Source organism: Acinetobacter sp. ANC 4805, assembly GCF_022549495.1.
Lineage (GTDB): Bacteria > Pseudomonadota > Gammaproteobacteria > Pseudomonadales > Moraxellaceae > Acinetobacter.
The window spans coordinates 107,634-123,967 of sequence record NZ_JAKZGD010000002.1; the positions used below are offsets into that span (position 1 = coordinate 107,634).

19 protein-coding genes are annotated in these 16,334 nt (G+C 38.3%); 14 read left to right on the forward strand and 5 right to left on the reverse strand.

The features are described from left to right. Positions 1–334 precede the first annotated feature (334 nt). From MMP60_RS03110 to MMP60_RS03145, 8 genes are all read left to right on the forward strand, one after another. The gene (locus MMP60_RS03110; RefSeq protein WP_241334925.1) at positions 335–1,120 is read left to right on the forward strand and encodes a GGDEF domain-containing protein; all 786 of its coding nucleotides are present in this window, start codon (positions 335–337) and stop codon (positions 1,118–1,120) included. An 18-nt stretch (positions 1,121–1,138) separates the two neighbouring features. Then, on the forward strand, positions 1,139–2,134 hold the full coding sequence (locus MMP60_RS03115; RefSeq protein ID WP_018677790.1) for a DUF2804 domain-containing protein: 996 nt from the start codon (positions 1,139–1,141) through the stop codon (positions 2,132–2,134). A 178-nt stretch (positions 2,135–2,312) separates the two neighbouring features. Further along, positions 2,313–2,615 carry a hypothetical protein gene (locus MMP60_RS03120; RefSeq protein ID WP_241334926.1) on the forward strand — a complete coding sequence of 101 codons (303 nt, stop codon included), beginning with the start codon at positions 2,313–2,315 and terminating at the stop codon, positions 2,613–2,615. A gap of 83 nt (positions 2,616–2,698) precedes the next feature. Then, positions 2,699–2,881, forward strand: a complete 183-nt coding sequence (locus MMP60_RS03125) for a hypothetical protein (protein WP_241334927.1) — start codon at positions 2,699–2,701, stop codon at positions 2,879–2,881. Next, on the forward strand, positions 2,878–3,336 hold the full coding sequence (locus tag MMP60_RS03130; protein ID WP_241334928.1) for a hypothetical protein: 459 nt from the start codon (positions 2,878–2,880) through the stop codon (positions 3,334–3,336). The genes MMP60_RS03125 and MMP60_RS03130 overlap by 4 nt, the downstream gene beginning before the upstream one ends. Positions 3,337–3,456: 120 nt before the next feature. After that, positions 3,457–3,753 carry a hypothetical protein gene (locus MMP60_RS03135; RefSeq protein WP_241334929.1) on the forward strand — a complete coding sequence of 99 codons (297 nt, stop codon included), beginning with the start codon at positions 3,457–3,459 and terminating at the stop codon, positions 3,751–3,753. 80 nt (positions 3,754–3,833) lie between these two features. Then, a complete protein-coding gene (locus MMP60_RS03140; RefSeq protein ID WP_241334930.1) occupies positions 3,834–3,998 on the forward strand; it encodes a hypothetical protein in 165 nt (54 codons plus the stop codon). 193 nt (positions 3,999–4,191) lie between these two features. Continuing rightward, a complete protein-coding gene (locus MMP60_RS03145; RefSeq protein ID WP_241334931.1) occupies positions 4,192–4,551 on the forward strand; it encodes a hypothetical protein in 360 nt (119 codons plus the stop codon). A 340-nt stretch (positions 4,552–4,891) separates the two neighbouring features. Here MMP60_RS03145 and MMP60_RS03150 read toward each other — a convergent pair whose 3' ends face one another. Next, entirely contained in the window at positions 4,892–5,767 is an 876-nt protein-coding gene (locus MMP60_RS03150; RefSeq protein ID WP_241334932.1) for a metal-dependent hydrolase, read from the reverse strand. A gap of 114 nt (positions 5,768–5,881) precedes the next feature. On the opposite strand from MMP60_RS03150, the gene MMP60_RS03155 reads away from it, so the two are divergent. Further along, positions 5,882–6,904 (forward strand): AraC family transcriptional regulator, encoded by a 1,023-nt coding sequence (locus tag MMP60_RS03155; protein ID WP_241334933.1) that lies wholly within the window; start codon positions 5,882–5,884, stop codon positions 6,902–6,904. A gap of 35 nt (positions 6,905–6,939) precedes the next feature. Here MMP60_RS03155 and MMP60_RS03160 read toward each other — a convergent pair whose 3' ends face one another. Then, a complete protein-coding gene (locus MMP60_RS03160) occupies positions 6,940–8,271 on the reverse strand; it encodes a Na+/H+ antiporter NhaC family protein (protein WP_241334934.1) in 1,332 nt (443 codons plus the stop codon). A 276-nt stretch (positions 8,272–8,547) separates the two neighbouring features. On the opposite strand from MMP60_RS03160, the gene trpA reads away from it, so the two are divergent. The 5 genes from trpA to MMP60_RS03185 all read left to right on the forward strand — a co-directional run bounded on the left by trpA (position 8,548) and on the right by MMP60_RS03185 (position 13,627). Further along, complete coding sequence (gene trpA, locus MMP60_RS03165) at positions 8,548–9,351, forward strand: tryptophan synthase subunit alpha (RefSeq protein ID WP_241334935.1); 804 nt, start codon at positions 8,548–8,550, stop codon at positions 9,349–9,351. Further along, positions 9,348–10,244 (forward strand): acetyl-CoA carboxylase, carboxyltransferase subunit beta, encoded by an 897-nt coding sequence (gene accD / locus MMP60_RS03170; protein WP_241334936.1) that lies wholly within the window; start codon positions 9,348–9,350, stop codon positions 10,242–10,244. Before trpA ends, accD begins: the two co-directional genes overlap by 4 nt. Continuing rightward, positions 10,241–11,527: a bifunctional tetrahydrofolate synthase/dihydrofolate synthase gene (gene folC / locus MMP60_RS03175; RefSeq protein WP_241334937.1), complete on the forward strand. Its 1,287-nt coding sequence runs from the start codon at positions 10,241–10,243 to the stop codon at positions 11,525–11,527. Before accD ends, folC begins: the two co-directional genes overlap by 4 nt. After that, positions 11,518–12,609 carry an SPOR domain-containing protein gene (locus MMP60_RS03180; RefSeq protein WP_241334938.1) on the forward strand — a complete coding sequence of 364 codons (1,092 nt, stop codon included), beginning with the start codon at positions 11,518–11,520 and terminating at the stop codon, positions 12,607–12,609. Before folC ends, MMP60_RS03180 begins: the two co-directional genes overlap by 10 nt. 88 nt (positions 12,610–12,697) lie before the next feature. Next, positions 12,698–13,627, forward strand: coding sequence for a hypothetical protein (locus MMP60_RS03185; protein ID WP_241335169.1), 930 nt, complete (start codon positions 12,698–12,700; stop codon positions 13,625–13,627). A 159-nt stretch (positions 13,628–13,786) separates the two neighbouring features. On the opposite strand, the gene MMP60_RS03190 is transcribed toward MMP60_RS03185, so the two are convergent. From MMP60_RS03190 to MMP60_RS03200, 3 genes are all read right to left on the reverse strand, one after another. Further along, positions 13,787–14,371 carry a dual specificity protein phosphatase family protein gene (locus MMP60_RS03190; RefSeq protein WP_241334939.1) on the reverse strand — a complete coding sequence of 195 codons (585 nt, stop codon included), beginning with the start codon at positions 14,369–14,371 and terminating at the stop codon, positions 13,787–13,789. Between the two features lies 1 nt (position 14,372). Beyond that, the gene (locus tag MMP60_RS03195) at positions 14,373–15,182 is read right to left on the reverse strand and encodes an MBL fold metallo-hydrolase (RefSeq protein WP_241334940.1); all 810 of its coding nucleotides are present in this window, start codon (positions 15,180–15,182) and stop codon (positions 14,373–14,375) included. A gap of 299 nt (positions 15,183–15,481) precedes the next feature. Then, positions 15,482–16,117, reverse strand: coding sequence for a peroxiredoxin (locus MMP60_RS03200; protein WP_241334941.1), 636 nt, complete (start codon positions 16,115–16,117; stop codon positions 15,482–15,484). Positions 16,118–16,334 lie beyond the last annotated feature (217 nt).

Here is a 16,334-nt window from a genome sequence, read left to right on the forward strand (position 1 = left end):
TAAAGCCTTTCTTGTCATTTTGGATTGGGATTTAGTCAAAAAATCCCAATCTATACTCATTTATGCCAGTTTTACTGCGATTGTTATATATTTTATGCAAATAAAATATATGTATCACCCTTTAGCAAATACTGAGTTGTTGATTAAACTTCAGTGGTTGTATCCCAGTATATTTGTTTTAAATGCATTTTTAATCTTATTTGGTTTTTTTATTAAAAATAAGCCAAAATTTCATATTTATTATGTATTATTTCTATCTGTCTATTACCCATTTTCACTGTTAGGTTTGCCAATAGGAATTGGTTTGCTGAACATTCTTAATGGGATTATTTTTATGGGAATTGCCTTTACGGCATTATTGTTGTTCCCTCGTTTTGTTGTTTATTTTGGTTTGGTTTCTTATATTGTTGCATATTTTCTTTTATCTGGGCTCACTGTATTTGGTTGTCTAGATTATGCGATGGCTTATAAGCCATATATATTGTTGCATAAAGATGTTCAGAATACCCAGATTGTTTATTCAATGTTTTATACGACTTTATATGCAGCATTTACCATAACTTTATTTGATATTAGTGTAGAGCGTTGGCGTAGATATAACTCAAAAATAGAAAAACTGAGTTGCACTGATGAATTAACGAGTCTGCTTAACCGCCGTGGGGTTAATCAAATTATTGATTTACAGATGCAGCAGGCACAAATTACTCACCGTGAAACATCATTAATTATGGTCGATATTGATAATTTTAAAAAAATTAATGATCAATATGGACATCATCAAGGTGATTTGGTTTTAAAACATGTTGCCGATATATTAAGAAGAAATTTGCGAGCCAGTGATGTGATTGGACGTTATGGTGGTGAAGAGTTCGTTATTTTATTGCCATTTACTTTAATTGAAAATGCAGTTGCGGTAGCAGAGGTCTGTCGTAAAGCATTAGAGCAAAGTGCAATTGAAGTTAATGAAACGGAATTTATTTATGTTCAAGCTTGCTTTGGGGTAAGTAGTACAGTTCATAGCGGTTTTGATTATATGAGTTTATTTGAACAAGCAGATAAAGCACTATATGAAGCTAAGCACAATGGTAAAAATCAGGTCAGAACAGTCCATGCACGTTAATTTATTTTGGGGAATATTGTGAAATTAATACAAGAGAATGGTCAGCCTCGTTATGGGCGTTTTGATCAGATACCCTCAAAAATTAATCTAGATGACTATATTTATAAAACACCTTATGGTCAGGTGCTAAAAGGTTGGCGTAAGCAACTTAAGTATAAAAAATTTAAATTTTGTGGTTTACAACATGAGCATTACAGTATTGGTATTGCGATTGTCGATCTATCATGGGCAGGGCATGGATTTTTCTATGTCTATGATCACCTTTCTGAAAAAGTAATCGAATGGAATGCGATTCAGCCATTAGCATTGAAAACTCAACTCGATGAACAACCTTTATTCAGTCAAAGCTATTTTAAAAAATCGGCTTATCAATTTGATATGCAACACGCCAATGGTGTGCGTTATATCCAAGTGACCAAACATGGCGAAGTACAACTGAAAGCACGTATTTTCTGTGCAGGTACGGATGCACTCAGTTTATGTAGCCCAACAGGGATCAATGGTTGGACATATACACAAAAACAAACCACTTTGGCTGTAGAAGGTTTTTTCATTAGCCCAGATCAACAGCAGATTGAATTTAATTCTCACAGCCTTGCTGCACTCGATGATACCTGTGGTTTTTTACGACCTGAAACCGCTTGGTTTTGGTTATCTTGTCAATTTCGAGATGCAAATGATCGCCGTATTGGTTTGAATCTCGCATCAGGTGTCAATGAAAGCTTTGGTAATGAAAATGCGTTGTGGGTTGATGGTCGTTTATATCCACTAACCGATATTTTATTTGAACAACAAAATGAAAACTGTTGGTCAATTCGTTCTTTGGATGAGCGATTGAATTTATTGGTTGAAACTGGGTGGTGTCGTTTTGAAAATATTAACCTGCGTTTGATTGGTAGTCAGTTTAATCAATGGCAAGCGAAAGTCAGCGGCACGATTGAACATGAAAATGTTGAATTGGTGTTATTAGATAATGAATATGGATTATTAGAACAGCACTATGCGAAATGGTGATGTTGAAAAATATCAACCATGAGGAATATTATTGCGCAAGATCCCACCGCACAGCGGTGGAATGAGGCAACGAGTAGGTAGGGATGGAACTATCTGGCATTGGGGTGAGAGAGCTGATCCATACTGATGCGGCAGTAAACCTGTTCAATAGATATATGTCTAAATAAGGTAGCTCTATATGGTTGAGTTAAAAGTTTCTGCGGATGATGACGTGATGTACCTATTTGAGCGTGTAGTCAAGCATCTGCAAGCGTCTTATAGGTACTCCAGTGATGAGGCTATTCAACTGGTGAATGATTATTTTGCTAGCTTTACTAGCCCGACTTTCTGTTACGAGTATGCTATACCTGTGCAAGATGATGATTTTTTCTGTCATATTGAGGCTTTAGGTATGGCGGATCGTGTTCAGTATTACCAAGGGTTAAAAAAATTACCAGACGAGAGAGCATTTATTGACTGGCAAAGAAGTGTTCGTGCTTAATTTTGCCTCATTCCACCGTTGTACAGTGGAACGCCAAACTGATTTGTTTATGATTTATAAAAGTATTTGAAGGCTATTCTTCAATGACCCCTCTTAAATGGTCTTTAGCCCAAGCTAAAGGTAAAATGAGTAGAGCATGGTTGAACAGAAGTGTGATTTCAGGTAAAACCTATCAGGGTGTATCTGGTGGAGTATCATTTAAATTTTTTGAACCAAATTATACAAGTGTAAACTTGTGGCGTGGTTATCCTGAGTACACACCGTGAAGAAAATAATTGCAGAGTTAATTTTGTTAACAAATAAATCTCTATATCCAATAGTTTATTGCCTTGATGATAACGGACTTCAAAATGAAGCTATCAGCATGACACTTTGTAATGCTATATGGGAACTGAGAGGAAAGCCTCTTTTAGAATTGCAAAGGTTAATAAACTTGGTTGATTCAGGAGAATGTCACCCCATTGATCAAAGTTTAGCAGATATGTCTATCAATGATAAATTAATTTGGTTGAGATCCTCACTTGCAGGTAATAGTAAAATTTATATTTCAAACGAAAATATTCCAGAGTATTCAGTAGAGGGTGGAGTACCACAATGCTTTAGTTCTGAACAGCTCAACGTAGTGATTAAGCTTGTATCGGAGTTTGAGTTAGAGATATGTACTCATGGTAAAGATAGGTTATTAGGTAATAAATTGGAAATTGAATTTCCAGAGAGTTGAAACATTTGTCTCGTTCCACCGTTGTACGGTGGAACGCCAAACTGGTTAGTTTATGATTTATAAAAGTATTTGGTTGCTATATTAAACTTATCCGACCCTTAAAAATAACAATTCAATCTAATGGCACGCAGTCGTTATAAATTTAAAGATAACCAGCATCCCTATTTTATGACTTGCACAATTTTGCATTGGTTATCTATTTTTTCTAGTCCACATATCGCAAATATCGTTATTGAGAGTTTAAGATTTTTACAACAAGAAAATGTAAAAATATATGCGTGGGTGATGTTGGAAAACCATATTCATCTTATTGCACAAAGTGAAAATATTTCCAAAGATATTGCACTATTTAAGGCATTTACTGCGAAAAAGATTATCGCTTATTTAACTGAGCGCAATGCAAAAAGACAATATTAGATCAACTTAAGTATTATAAGAAAAGCTATAAGAGTGAAGATCGTAAAATCCAGTTATGGCAAGAGGGTGTCCATCCTTAAATGATTTTAGATGAAGTAATGATGTGCCAAAAAGTCGATTATATTCATCAAAATCCTGTAAAAAGAGGATTTATCGATGAAGTGACTCATTGGCGTTATAGCAGCGCAAGAAGTTATGCTAGTTTATTGGGTTTGACTGATGTGTGTATAAATTGGAATCAATAAGTTAAATCTTTTACTGATTTCTAGGTGTAAAAATCAACCTGTTTGGCATTCCACCGCACAGCGGTGGAACGAGGAATTAACTAAAAATGAAATGGTTATATATAATGGTTAATTGATTTATGATCAAATTCTGAAAAATACGAAAGGAATAAATTATATGTTTATTCCAAATAAACAATAGGTTGGATAATATATGTTAATGCGTAATAGATCGACACTCGCAGATGTGGTGGAGGATTTTATATTATCATTAGATGATAAGAAATTAGATTCATTTAAGAGATATATTCCTAATCGTATGTGGATTCAAGATATAGATTTTTATGATTATATAATTTCTAGATATGACTTTAATGGTTCTGGTGGATGGATTGCACAGCTAATATTAGATAGTGATCCATTAGAAGCAATGCTTTTGCAAAAGTTCTCAGTAGATGGTAAAAATACGTTTGAATGGGAAGCTGGGGTTATTATTAATTCTGCTAGAGAACGGCTTGGTGTGACTTATGAGTGGCAGAAAACAATGTATGGAAATCCAAGTGATAATCTATAATTTTAGTTGTACTAGCTTGTATCTTACCCCTCATAGTGATTAGCTATCACTATATTGCAAATTACAGAGTTTCGTGTACTAGCAAAACATAAAGTTTGGGTTTGAGATAAAACCTGTAATTTGCCCTAATCACTTGCACAACTCTGGACGGTAACTAAGCACTCTGATGCTGTATTCACAAGAAAAGACGGTGATTATGCTAAAACAATAGTTGGGTAGATCAGGTAGGTAAGATTATGTTTTATCTTGGTATTGATGTTGCTAAAGCTAAAATTGATTGCTGTTGCCTCGTTCCACCGTTGTACGGTGGAACGCTAAATGAGATTTTCTATATAGTGAATTAAAGCCCCGCTTGCCAAAAAGCTTCACCAGCTGCAATTGGGTCATTGGTTTTCGCCAAAGTATCAATCCAAACATCATATTGACGAATAACAGGGTGTTGATTTGGATGAAAATCCTTTTTAAACCAGTCATTATATTGAGCTCTTTTTGCAGTCAAAATACCGTTACGACCAAAGAACCACGGTAAACCTTTTCGTGCCATATCAAAGCGTTGTCTTAAATTAAAACCATCAGTTTTTAACATCACATCAGTACGATATAAGGTAAAGCCAAACATCATCACTGTGGTAAAGAGCAGTGCAAAACGTCGAGTTGTTTCAGGTACTTCACCCACTTCACGCATGACATCAAAAGCAACATCACGATGTTCCATTTCTTCAATCGCATGCCAAGCAAATAACGCACGAACAAAAGGATCGGCTTCCGCTAAAGTTTCCTTTTTACTGTAAAAGGTATCTGCCATTAATGCAGTTAAATGCTCTGCGGCTGCGGTCATGGCAATGTTGTATTGAGCTGAACGGTTTTTTAATTCAAATCTAAAAATCTTTTTCAACCGAGTGGTGAATTGATCCACAGGCATACCTTGTTCTTTCATGATCTGATTCATTTTGTCATGTGCCATGCCATGTTGTGCTTCTTGGCGGATAAAATCAGCCACACGTTCTTGCAAATCAGGATCATTAATTTTGTCGCGGAATAAACGCACACATTCAATAAAATAGCGTTCGCCATCAGGGAAAGTTAGGCTCAACGCATCAAACATACGAGTACGGAACGGATCACCACCAAACCAAAAACGTGGTGCCTGATCTAAATGAAAATCTAATTTTGTTCTTACAACGGGTTCAACTTGATAGGAAACGTGTGCATTCATTTTTACCATTCCTTGTCTTTTCTTAAACTCAGTATGAAAAAAGTTCGATGAAATGTTTTGACAGTTACAGCCAAGTTTTATACAAATAACGACAGATCAGGATGAGATCGGGATATGTCAGTTAAAATTATCATTGGATATTTGCGATTGTTTAATCGTGTTTTACAACAAGAACAAATTGATTTGTCTAAAGTTGTTGCGCCTGAGCTTTGGCAAGCTTTTCATGCCTGTTTAGAAAATCCAGATGAGCAGGATTTTGATGTCGAACGTTATGCATTGCTTTTGCAATCGGCGCAACCTTATTTCCCTCGACCGATTACATTGGTGTTAGCTGAACATGCCAATTTGCAAGATTTGGGTTTAATGGGGTATTTAGCTTCAACCAGTTTAGATCTACAACAGGCTTTACAGCTTTTACAACGTTACTATTCTCTCGTTTTTAAACAGACCAATTTAGAACAACTGAATGTTCAGCAGTTTGCTGAGTATATTCAAATTGTTTGGGGGGCATCTTATCGTGATTATCGGGAAATGTATGAGCTGAATTTAGCACTGATCTTTAAAATTTCTCAATCGATTGTACAAGATGCTCTTGTTCCCCCACAGATGATTCAATTTGGATACATGCCACATACGGCTTTATATCACTTTGAAAAATTTTATGGCTGTCCGATTCAAATTCAAGCTGGGCAATATGCCATTCGCTTTTCCAATCAAATTTTAAAAGCAAAAAGTATTGCAGCAGATCAGCAGTTGAATCATGTGTTATCTAATCAGGCACAGCAATCATTGGATAGCCTTGCTTCTTTTGATATTCAGCAACAGCAATTTCGCCAAAAAATACAGAGCTATATTGAGCAAGGTTTATTACAACAGGAAGAGTTGCTACTCAGCTATGTGGCAAAGCGTTTGCATTGCTCAGAAAGAACCTTGCAGCGTCAACTCAAAACCTATCAGCTTAATTTTCAAGATATTTTAGATCAGTATCGTTTAGAGCAAAGTAAGCTTTATTTACAGCAAGGGAAATCATTCTCTGAAATTGCTGAGCGTTTAAATTATGCAGATCAAAGTGCATTTGGTCGAGCCTTCAAACGCTGGACAGGGGTTACACCCAAGCAGTTTTTAAAATCTCTTTAGATTTAAACCAAACTAAAGAGATTTATGGATTGCTTTTAGCGTGTTTTTAAACGTGGGTAATTAAACACAATTGCAAGGACTGCACAAATCGCAAGAATCCAGCAGTAGTAGATCGTGCCAATCAATTCGACTGGAGAGAGTTTGGCAATTGAACATGCGAGTAAGAGCTGTGCGCCGTAGGGAATAATCCCTTGAATGACGCAAGAAAAAATATCGAGCAAAGCTGCACTTCGTTTAGGATCAACACCATATTCTCTCGCCACTTCACGTGCCATATCACCTGATAAAATAATGGCAACGGTATTATTGGCAACGAATAAATTTGAAAATATGACTAGAAAACTAATGCCTAATTCACCTGCACATTGTTTACCAAATTTAAATAAGCGAGTCATACGATAAATACGTTGAATCAGCCACGTTAAACCGCCTTCTTTTTGCATCAGTGTAGATAAGCCGCCTAGCAACATGGAAAGTAATGCCACTTCAAACATGCTGACAAAGCCATCATAAATTGAGTTATTGAGTTTTAATAAGTCAAATTCAGGTTGCTCAATTAGCCCAATCACACCCGATAGCATCACACCAATCATTAACACCGCAAGTACGTGTAATCGTGTAAAAGCAAGAAAAAACACAGCAAGATAGGGCAAAATGAGCAAGGGGTCATAAGGCTTTGCTTGAATTGCTTCTGCTTGATGGCTTAGTGAAATATAAATCATCAAGGTCATGATTGCTGCGGGTAGGGCGATCCAGACATTGACCCTAAATTTATCTCGAAGTTCCACATTTTGGCTACGTGTGGCTGCAATGGTGGTATCTGAAATCATGGATAAATTATCACCAAACATTGCACCGCTGACTACAGCCCCAATCGCATAAATTGGTGCAATATCGGTGGCCTGAGTAAAGCCAAAGGCAATGGGTGCGCAGGCAGCGATGGTGCCCATGGATGTTCCCATCGCTGTGGCAATAAATGCCGCAATGATAAACAGCATGGGCAATACAAATTCTGTTGAAATGAGTGAAAGCCCTAACTGAACAGTCGCATCCACGCTACCAATCGCACTGGATACACTCGCGAATGCGCCTGCGAGCATAAAGACCATAAACATCAAAATCAGATTAGGATGGCTAGCGCCTTCTAAAAACGTTTCAATCGCCGTATTTAGTTTTTGTCTATAGAGCAGTAGTGCCAGAATAATAGCTGGAATCGCAGCAATAGGCGCTTTGATTTGATAGAAAGCAAATTCTGTCCCGATCATTGAATGATAGAGACCACTCCCGAGAAAGATGATCAAAAATACCAATAACGGCAGCAAAGCAAAGGCATTGCTTTGGGCTTTTTCCTGAGTGTGGTCAGACATAAAAATAAAAAGCAAACTTAAAAATGATGAGTAGTATAAGGGAGCGAGACTTATTTCTAAAATGCACGGCGATGAGGCAAAAATTAGGAAGCTTTGATCATTGAGAAAAAGCTGAAAATATAGATAAATGTATCAGGGCTGTTGTAAGTAGCAACATTCACTGTTGCAATCACGTCAAACTCTGTTCAATGAACAAAAAATAGCGTTACAATGCAGTGTTCTTGTATGACTACAAACAACTCCTCAATTTATATAAATCAAGGAAAGCATAATCCTATGTCACGTCTTGCCACTCGTTTTGAACAGCTTAAATCTCAGCACCGTAAAGCGCTTGTTTCTTATGTTATGGCAGGAGATCCGCATCCACAAGTCACGGTTCCATTACTTCACCAGATGGTTGAAGCAGGCGTTGATGTTGTCGAGTTGGGTTTACCATTCTCAGATCCAATGGCGGATGGTCCAGTGATTGCCTTAGCTGCTGAACGTGCTTTAGCAGGCGGAACAAGCACATTTGATGCTTTGAATATGGTGAAAGAATTTCGTGAAAAAGATCAAACAACACCCGTTGTTTTAATGGGGTATCTAAACCCTGTTGAAGTGATTGGTTATGAAAAGTTTGTGGCTTATGCGAAAGACTGTGGTGTTGATGGTGTCCTTTTGGTGGACTTACCGCCAGAAGAGTCGAAGCAGTTCGGTGAAATCTTAAAACAAAATGAGATGGATCCGATTTTCTTACTCGCACCAACGTCAACTGATCAACGTATTCAGCATGTAGTGAATCAAGCCAGTGGCTTTGTTTACTATGTGTCATTAAAAGGTGTGACAGGTGCAGCAACATTAGATACCTCTGAAGCAGCAGCGCGTATTGCTAAAATTAAGAGCATGACCAATGTCCCAGTTGGGGTTGGTTTTGGGATTAGTGATGCCACGTCTGCAAAAGCCATGGGTCAAGTTGCTGATGCCGTAATCGTAGGAAGTGCTTTCGTTAAATCTTTTGCGACATTGCCAGCCGATGAAGCTGTGCAACAGACGGTGAATAAAGTGAAGGAGCTTCGAGCCGCGCTCGATGAGTTAGTATGAGTCAAGAGTTAACAGCAGGGAAGGTTCTGAACCCATCAACGCCTTGGACTGAGCGTCAAGTACCTGGTATTCAGGTACGGAATGAACAGCAAACATTCAAAGCAACATTTACTGAACCGACCATTGAATGTCCTGAGTGCCATGCATTAGTGACACGTACGGCAATGTCATTTAATGCCTATGTATGCCCACAGTGTGATGAGCATTTACGTATGCGTGCACGTGATCGTTTGAATTGGTTCTTCGATCAGGTGAATACTGAATTAGGTCAAGAATTTAGTGCAAAAGATCCATTAAAGTTTGTGGATAGCAAACCTTATCCAGATCGCATTCGTGAAGCACAAGATAAAACAGGCGAAACCGAAGCATTGGTTGTGATGCAAGGTTCGCTTAAGGGTTTGGACTTGGTAGCTTGTGCATTTGAGTTCGATTTTATGGGCGGCTCAATGGGAACTGTGGTGGGTGATCGTTTTATCCAAGCGGCTGAACGAGCAATTCAATTACACCAACCGTTAATTTGTTTTGCTGCTTCAGGCGGTGCGAGAATGCAAGAAGGCATGTTGTCTTTAATGCAAATGGCGCGTACTTCTGCTGCGATCCAAAAAATGAAAGAAGCACGTGTCCCATACCTTGTGGTACTGACTCATCCTGTATATGGTGGCGTAACAGCATCATTAGCGATGTTAGGTGATGTGCATATCGCTGAACCGAAAGCCATGATTGGTTTTGCAGGTAAACGTGTCATTGAACAAACCGTGCGTGAAAAATTGGAAGAACCATTCCAGCGTGCAGAGTATTTGCTTGATCATGGTGTGGTCGATCAAATTGTTCATCGTCATGCATTACGTGATACTGTATACAGACTCGTGGCTAAACTGATGAACTTACCTTGAAACCCGACGCTCCACATTCTACAGATACATTAACAACATGGCTCGATTATTGGGGCCATGTTCATGTTACAGGCATTGATTTAGGTTTAGAGCGCGTTATTCCCGTCGCTGAAAAGTTGGGGGTAATGCAACCGCAAGCGAAGGTATTTACCGTCGCAGGAACCAATGGTAAAGGCTCAACCACAACGACTTTGGCTGCGATTTTGAATGCGCAAGGCTATAAAGTCGGTTTGTACCAGTCACCGCATATTTATCGTTTTAATGAACGCGTAAAACTTGCAGGATTGGAAGTTGATGATCAAAGCTTAGTTGATGCCTTTGTGTTGGTGGATCAAGCCCGCCGAGAATGTGATTTATCACTCTCTTTCTTTGAAGCAACTACTTTGGCTGCTTTTGTCATTTTTAAGTTACAACAATGTGATGTTTGGGTACTTGAGGTCGGTCTTGGTGGTCGCCTTGATGTGGTGAATGTGATTGATCCTGATATTGCTGTGATTACCAATATTGGTTTAGATCATGTCGATTGGTTAGGTGATACAGTAGAAAAAATTGCTTTCGAAAAAGCAGGGATTATTCGTCCAAATATCCCCGTGATATTTGCGGGTCAACAGCAATTGCCACAAGCTATTCAAGACAAAGTCACTGAAACCCAATCGCATTTATATGCATTAAATCGAGATTATTTTTATCAACTCAATGACGATGGTCAAACATGGTCATTTGCATCCTCTGGCACAACGCTAAAACTGCCAATCGGTCAGCTTGCATTAGATAATATTTCGACTGCTGTTGCTGCGGTACTGGTGAGTGGTATTGAGGTCTCTCAGGCAGCGATTGCAACAGGTATCCAGCAAGCACGTTTGCAAGGTCGTTTTGAAATACGGCAAATTCAAGACAAAACCGTTATTTTTGATGCTGGACATAATCCACATGGCATCGAATTTCTATTGAATCAGTTGCGAAAATTCTTAAAATACAATAAACAGTACACAGATGTTGTTGCAGTATTTTCAATGCTGGCAGATAAGGATATTTCGTCTGTCACTGATTTACTTAAAACAACTGTAAAAGATTGGTTTATTGCTCCTTTAAATGTACCTAGAGCAGCAGCATTGCCGCAGCTGCATGATGCATTACAAGGTCAACAGGTATATGAGTACAGCAATATCCAGCAAGCTTTTGAAAATGTGCTGAAACAAAGTAATAACAATCAGCTAATTTTAGTCTGTGGTTCGTTTCATACTTTAGAAGCGGTCTGGGAGTATTTAGAACAATGTCAATGAATAATAAACAACGCTGGATGGGTGGTGTTGTTCTACTAGGGGGTGGTGTTTTATTGACCGCATTGCTTCTTAAAGGTAATGACGAAATAGCGCACGATAAAACGCAAGCTACGATTACACATCCAATTCCTAAAACAGAAGCTCAATCCCAAACAGCTCAGTCGAACCAAAATGGTGAAATGGTATCATTACAGCCATTAGCTGTGGATGTAGAAACAGAAAAACGTTTACTAGAAGAGCAACGTCGCTCGCGTGAGAAAGCCGTTGCTGAACAAGAAGCACGTGCAGCTGATTTTCTAAAAATGCAGCAAGAAGCAGAAGCAGCTGCGGCACGCAAGGCTGCGGAAGAATATGCTGCAATTAATGCACGCCGTACAGCGGAACAGGAAAGCTCTGATAACATTCCGCCAGAGCTTGGCGAAGATGATAAAGCCAAAGCACAACGACTTGCTGAAGAAAAGAAAAAAGCTGAACAACAAAAAGTAGATCAGCAGAAAACGGATACTGAAAAAAAGTTAGTTGAGGATAAACGTAAGGCAGACGCTGAAAAAAAGTTAGCCGAAGAGAAACGTAAGGCTGAAACTGAAAAAAAGGCTGAGGAAGAAAAACGTAAAGCAGAAGCTGACAAAAAAGCGGCTGATGAGAAGCGTAAAGCAGAAGCAGATAAGAAAGCGACTGAAGAGAAACGTAAAGCAGAAGCTGACAAAAAAGCGGCTGATGAGAAAAAGCATAAAGTAGAAGCTGATAAAAAAGCGGCTGATGAGAAAAAGCGTAAAGCAGAAGCTGAGAAAAAAGCCGAGGCTGAAAAGGCTCGTGAGCTTATGGAAAATGGCGATAAAAAATGGATGGTACAAGTGGCTTTAGCAGCCAACCAAGCCAATGCCGATGCGGTTGTCTCCAAGTTACGTGCCAAGGGTTATAAAGTCACCACCAGCCCTACATCTAAGGGGGTTCGTATCATGGTCGGTCCATCGAAAGACCGAGAAGTTGCAGATGCAGCACGTAAGAAAATTACGTCTGATGAGAGTTTAAATATGAAATCAGCGTGGGTGATTGATTGGGTTCCGCTTGATCAGCGATAAAAGGTAATTATTCGCTAGATCAAAGCAGGAAAACGTCAGGCTTTGATCTTGTTGTAAGTGTTCTATTTCTAAGGGCAGTGATTGCATGATGAGTCGCGATTTTAAGATATTAGAACACTTTATTTTTTCAAAAGATTCTAGCATTAGCGCACTTTTTGGTGTGGCTTGTGTGGGAAATGATCTTTATTTGGTTGGTGATGATGTGGGTTATTTACTCAAAACCAATCAGAAAAATAGTATCAGTCGTGTGACTGTTTTTGAAAAAATTCCATTATTTGAATCATCTAAGCAAATATCACTAAGTGTATTTAGCAAAGATGCTAAGCCAGATTTTGAAGCGTTAAGCTCGATCATCTTTGATGGACAACCCCAGCTATTAGTGATGGGGTCGGGTTCTACAGAAAATCGAAAAAAGGCATTATTGTATAATCCAGCCAATCATCAAATTAGAATTCTGCTCGATACCGCTGATTACCATTTCTTAGAACATGCTTTTGAATTAACGGGTGGCGCTGATCTCAATATAGAAGCAGTCTGTTCAAATCAAAACAATTTATACATTTTTCAACGTGGCAATATTAATCGTTTTTATGGTGTTTTAGTCTTTGATCTCGCTAAAATTCAAGAAGGAAAATCATTAGAGAATGTTCTCATAAGCTCATTCAATCTAACATTACCAACGCTTGAGGGTTCAGCAAGTGGTATTTCTGATGCTTGTTTTTTAGTGGAGAAAAATCTAATTATTGCCACTGCCGCAGTTGAGCAAACATTAAATACCTATGATGATGGTGTGGTGCTCGGTAGTTTTATTTTGGTGTTCTCGCCTGACGGTAAAACTTTATATACGCATTTGATTCAAGATACGAAAGGGCAAACCCTTCCCATTAAAGTAGAAGGGATTACTTGGCTAGAATCGACGTCCGATGGTGAAGTATTTTTATTGGTCACAGATAGTGATGGGGGTGATTCTGAGGTTTTGAAAGTATTACTCAGCAACTCTATTTTTGCAAATCAGTAACTTTGATCGTATTTCTTAGATCATCATATGATTTATAAAAGAGGCTTTTTCTAAGCTCAATAATCAATGGACAAAGCCCAAGAAATTAAATAAATCGTGCAATTTCAAAATTTACTGATCTTAAAAATTAGCTTTTATCTAAAGCTAATCTAACACGCTCTATTTAGGTGGATTCGATAGTTGCTGTTGAATCCATTGTACATTGTCAGGGGTGAAGAGCTGATCAATATTTTTCCAAATTACGTGAAAGCCATAACCACCTTGTTTCATTTCCTTAACTGCATCCTCAATCGACCAATGCTCAAACACAATTCGATACATGGCAATGGTTGCACCCGTACGATCTGAACCATGATAGCAATGCACTAAGACTTTTTGGTTGTTCTGTTTAGCAGTTTGAATGGCGCGCATCGCTTGTAATAAGTCTTCACGATTGATTGCCCATGTATAAATTGGAATATGTACTAGATTAAAAGGTTGATCTTTTAAAACTTTGGCATCTTCATTTCTAGCTCTCAAATTGATGATCGTCTCAATTTGATGCTTTTCTAAACTTGGAATTAAATCAGTACTGGGTTGTTCACTGCGAAAAATATCAGGACTAATTTGATAAAAATTATGCGTATTGGAAATCAGCGTTCCCCAGTTTTGGGGACGCTGTTCATCATCTAAGCTCGGATGTTTCATACACCCGCTAACATTAAGTGTTGAAACGAGTACAACGGCAATAAGTGTTTTTTTCATATTACTGATAACGGTTAAATTCGACAGGATCATGCGCACAAATTAACTCAATACTTGGCTCATGTTGAGCGAGATATTGTAACCGTTTCAGGTTATGTAGCCTTTGTTGATTATCTTCTGCCAATAAACGTTCAGTCAGATCCAATGCTCTGAGTTTATTCTTTGGATTGAGTTCCAAATGAGAAAAATAAGCATCACCACAGAAGAAAATCCAACCATCTTGCTTTTTAATCGCAATGCCACTGTGTCCCAGTGTATGACCGAGTAGTGGAACCATCAGAATTTCATCTTGGAAAAAAGGAAGACCTTGGACTTTTTGTAGATTAAACCACGCCTCACCATCTGTATGTTCAGCAAAATTCCAATGGCGATGCTGTTTAAATTGTTCTGTTTTATAGCGGAGCTTTCCTTTAGCAGAGAGCGATTGCGTTGCATTAAACTCAGAAGCCAAAACATGTACCGTTGCATTGGGAAAATCTGAAATTCCCCCAGCATGATCAAAATCAAGATGCGTGACAAAGATATGTTGTACATCTTCAGGGCGTAAACCTAATTTTCGAATTTGTTCGATGGCACTTAATTTGAGGTTGGGTACAATTGAACCAAGTTGGGTGAGTAATGAACCTAAGCGTTGTTCGGTATGTAAATAATCCTGTGTGCCTAAACCTGTATCAATTAAAACGAGACCTCGATCTGTTTCAATAAGTAAGCAATGGCAAACGAGATGTGCTTTCCAACCTTTTTGACCAAATAGGGGCGCACAAACAGGGCAGAAGCTTCCGCAATGGAGATGATGGATGTTATAGATCATCGTGATTGTTATTCTATTTTGAAGAGAATTATTTTTATAACGTATCGATTAAAAAATACCAACAAGTTTTTATTTTGCGATTTAAAAAGCCTATCGGATCGATAGGCAATAGAGTTTGTTATTCAGATTTAATAGTTTTTACTGTTCGACTTGCGTTCGTAACGAGCGTTGCTCGTTTTGTGTACTACGCACTTCGTTTGTCTTGCGCTGCGTTTGAAGCCTTTAGTCGGCTTCAATCTTTTAACTCACAGCATAGCTGTTTCGACTTGCGTTCGTAACGAGCGTTGCTCGTTTGATCCTCACTCAGGTTGTGGTGTTAGGCGTAAATAAGGTTTCACTGCGGTATAGCCTTGAGGAAAGCGTTGTTTGATTTCATCTTCATCTTTTAATGAAGGCACAATCACCACATCTTCTCCATGTTGCCAATTGGCAGGTGTTGCCACTTTATGTTTATCGGTCAATTGTAATGAATCAACAACACGCAGTACTTCATTAAAGTTACGACCTGTTGATGCAGGGTAAGTAATAATTAAGCGAACTTTTCTATTCGGATCAATAATCACCAACGAACGTACCGTTAAGGTTTCACTGGCATTGGGATGAATGAAGCCATACAACTCAGAAACTTTACGGTCTTTATCGGCAATAATTGGAAAATTAACTGTAGTATTTTGTGTTTCATTAATATCTTGAATCCAGCTTTTATGGGATTCAACATCATCAACGGAAAGCGCAATCGCCTTTATACCACGCTTTGCAAATTCATCTTTAAGCTTTGCTGTAAAGCCAAGTTCTGTGGTACAGACTGGGGTGAAATCTGCTGGGTGTGAAAATAAAATCCCCCAACCACTGCCTAAAAATTCATAAAAATCAATAGGGCCTTCACTTGAGTCTTGTTGAAAATTGGGGGCAATGTCGCCTAAACGAAGTGTCATGATTCATCCTCAATATATTTTTGATGTTCTCTGTGTATGTTCAATATGCAGGAATCACGTTATAAATAAAATTATTGTTTTTTCATTTTGTTATGAGAATTTAAGATAATAGAATGAAGTGAAGCTAAAAAATTGATCATAAATTCACATGCAAAGCCGTGTAAGTTAAATGCAAATTTGCTACATTAACGCTGCTTAGTTGTGTGATGTCAGAGTC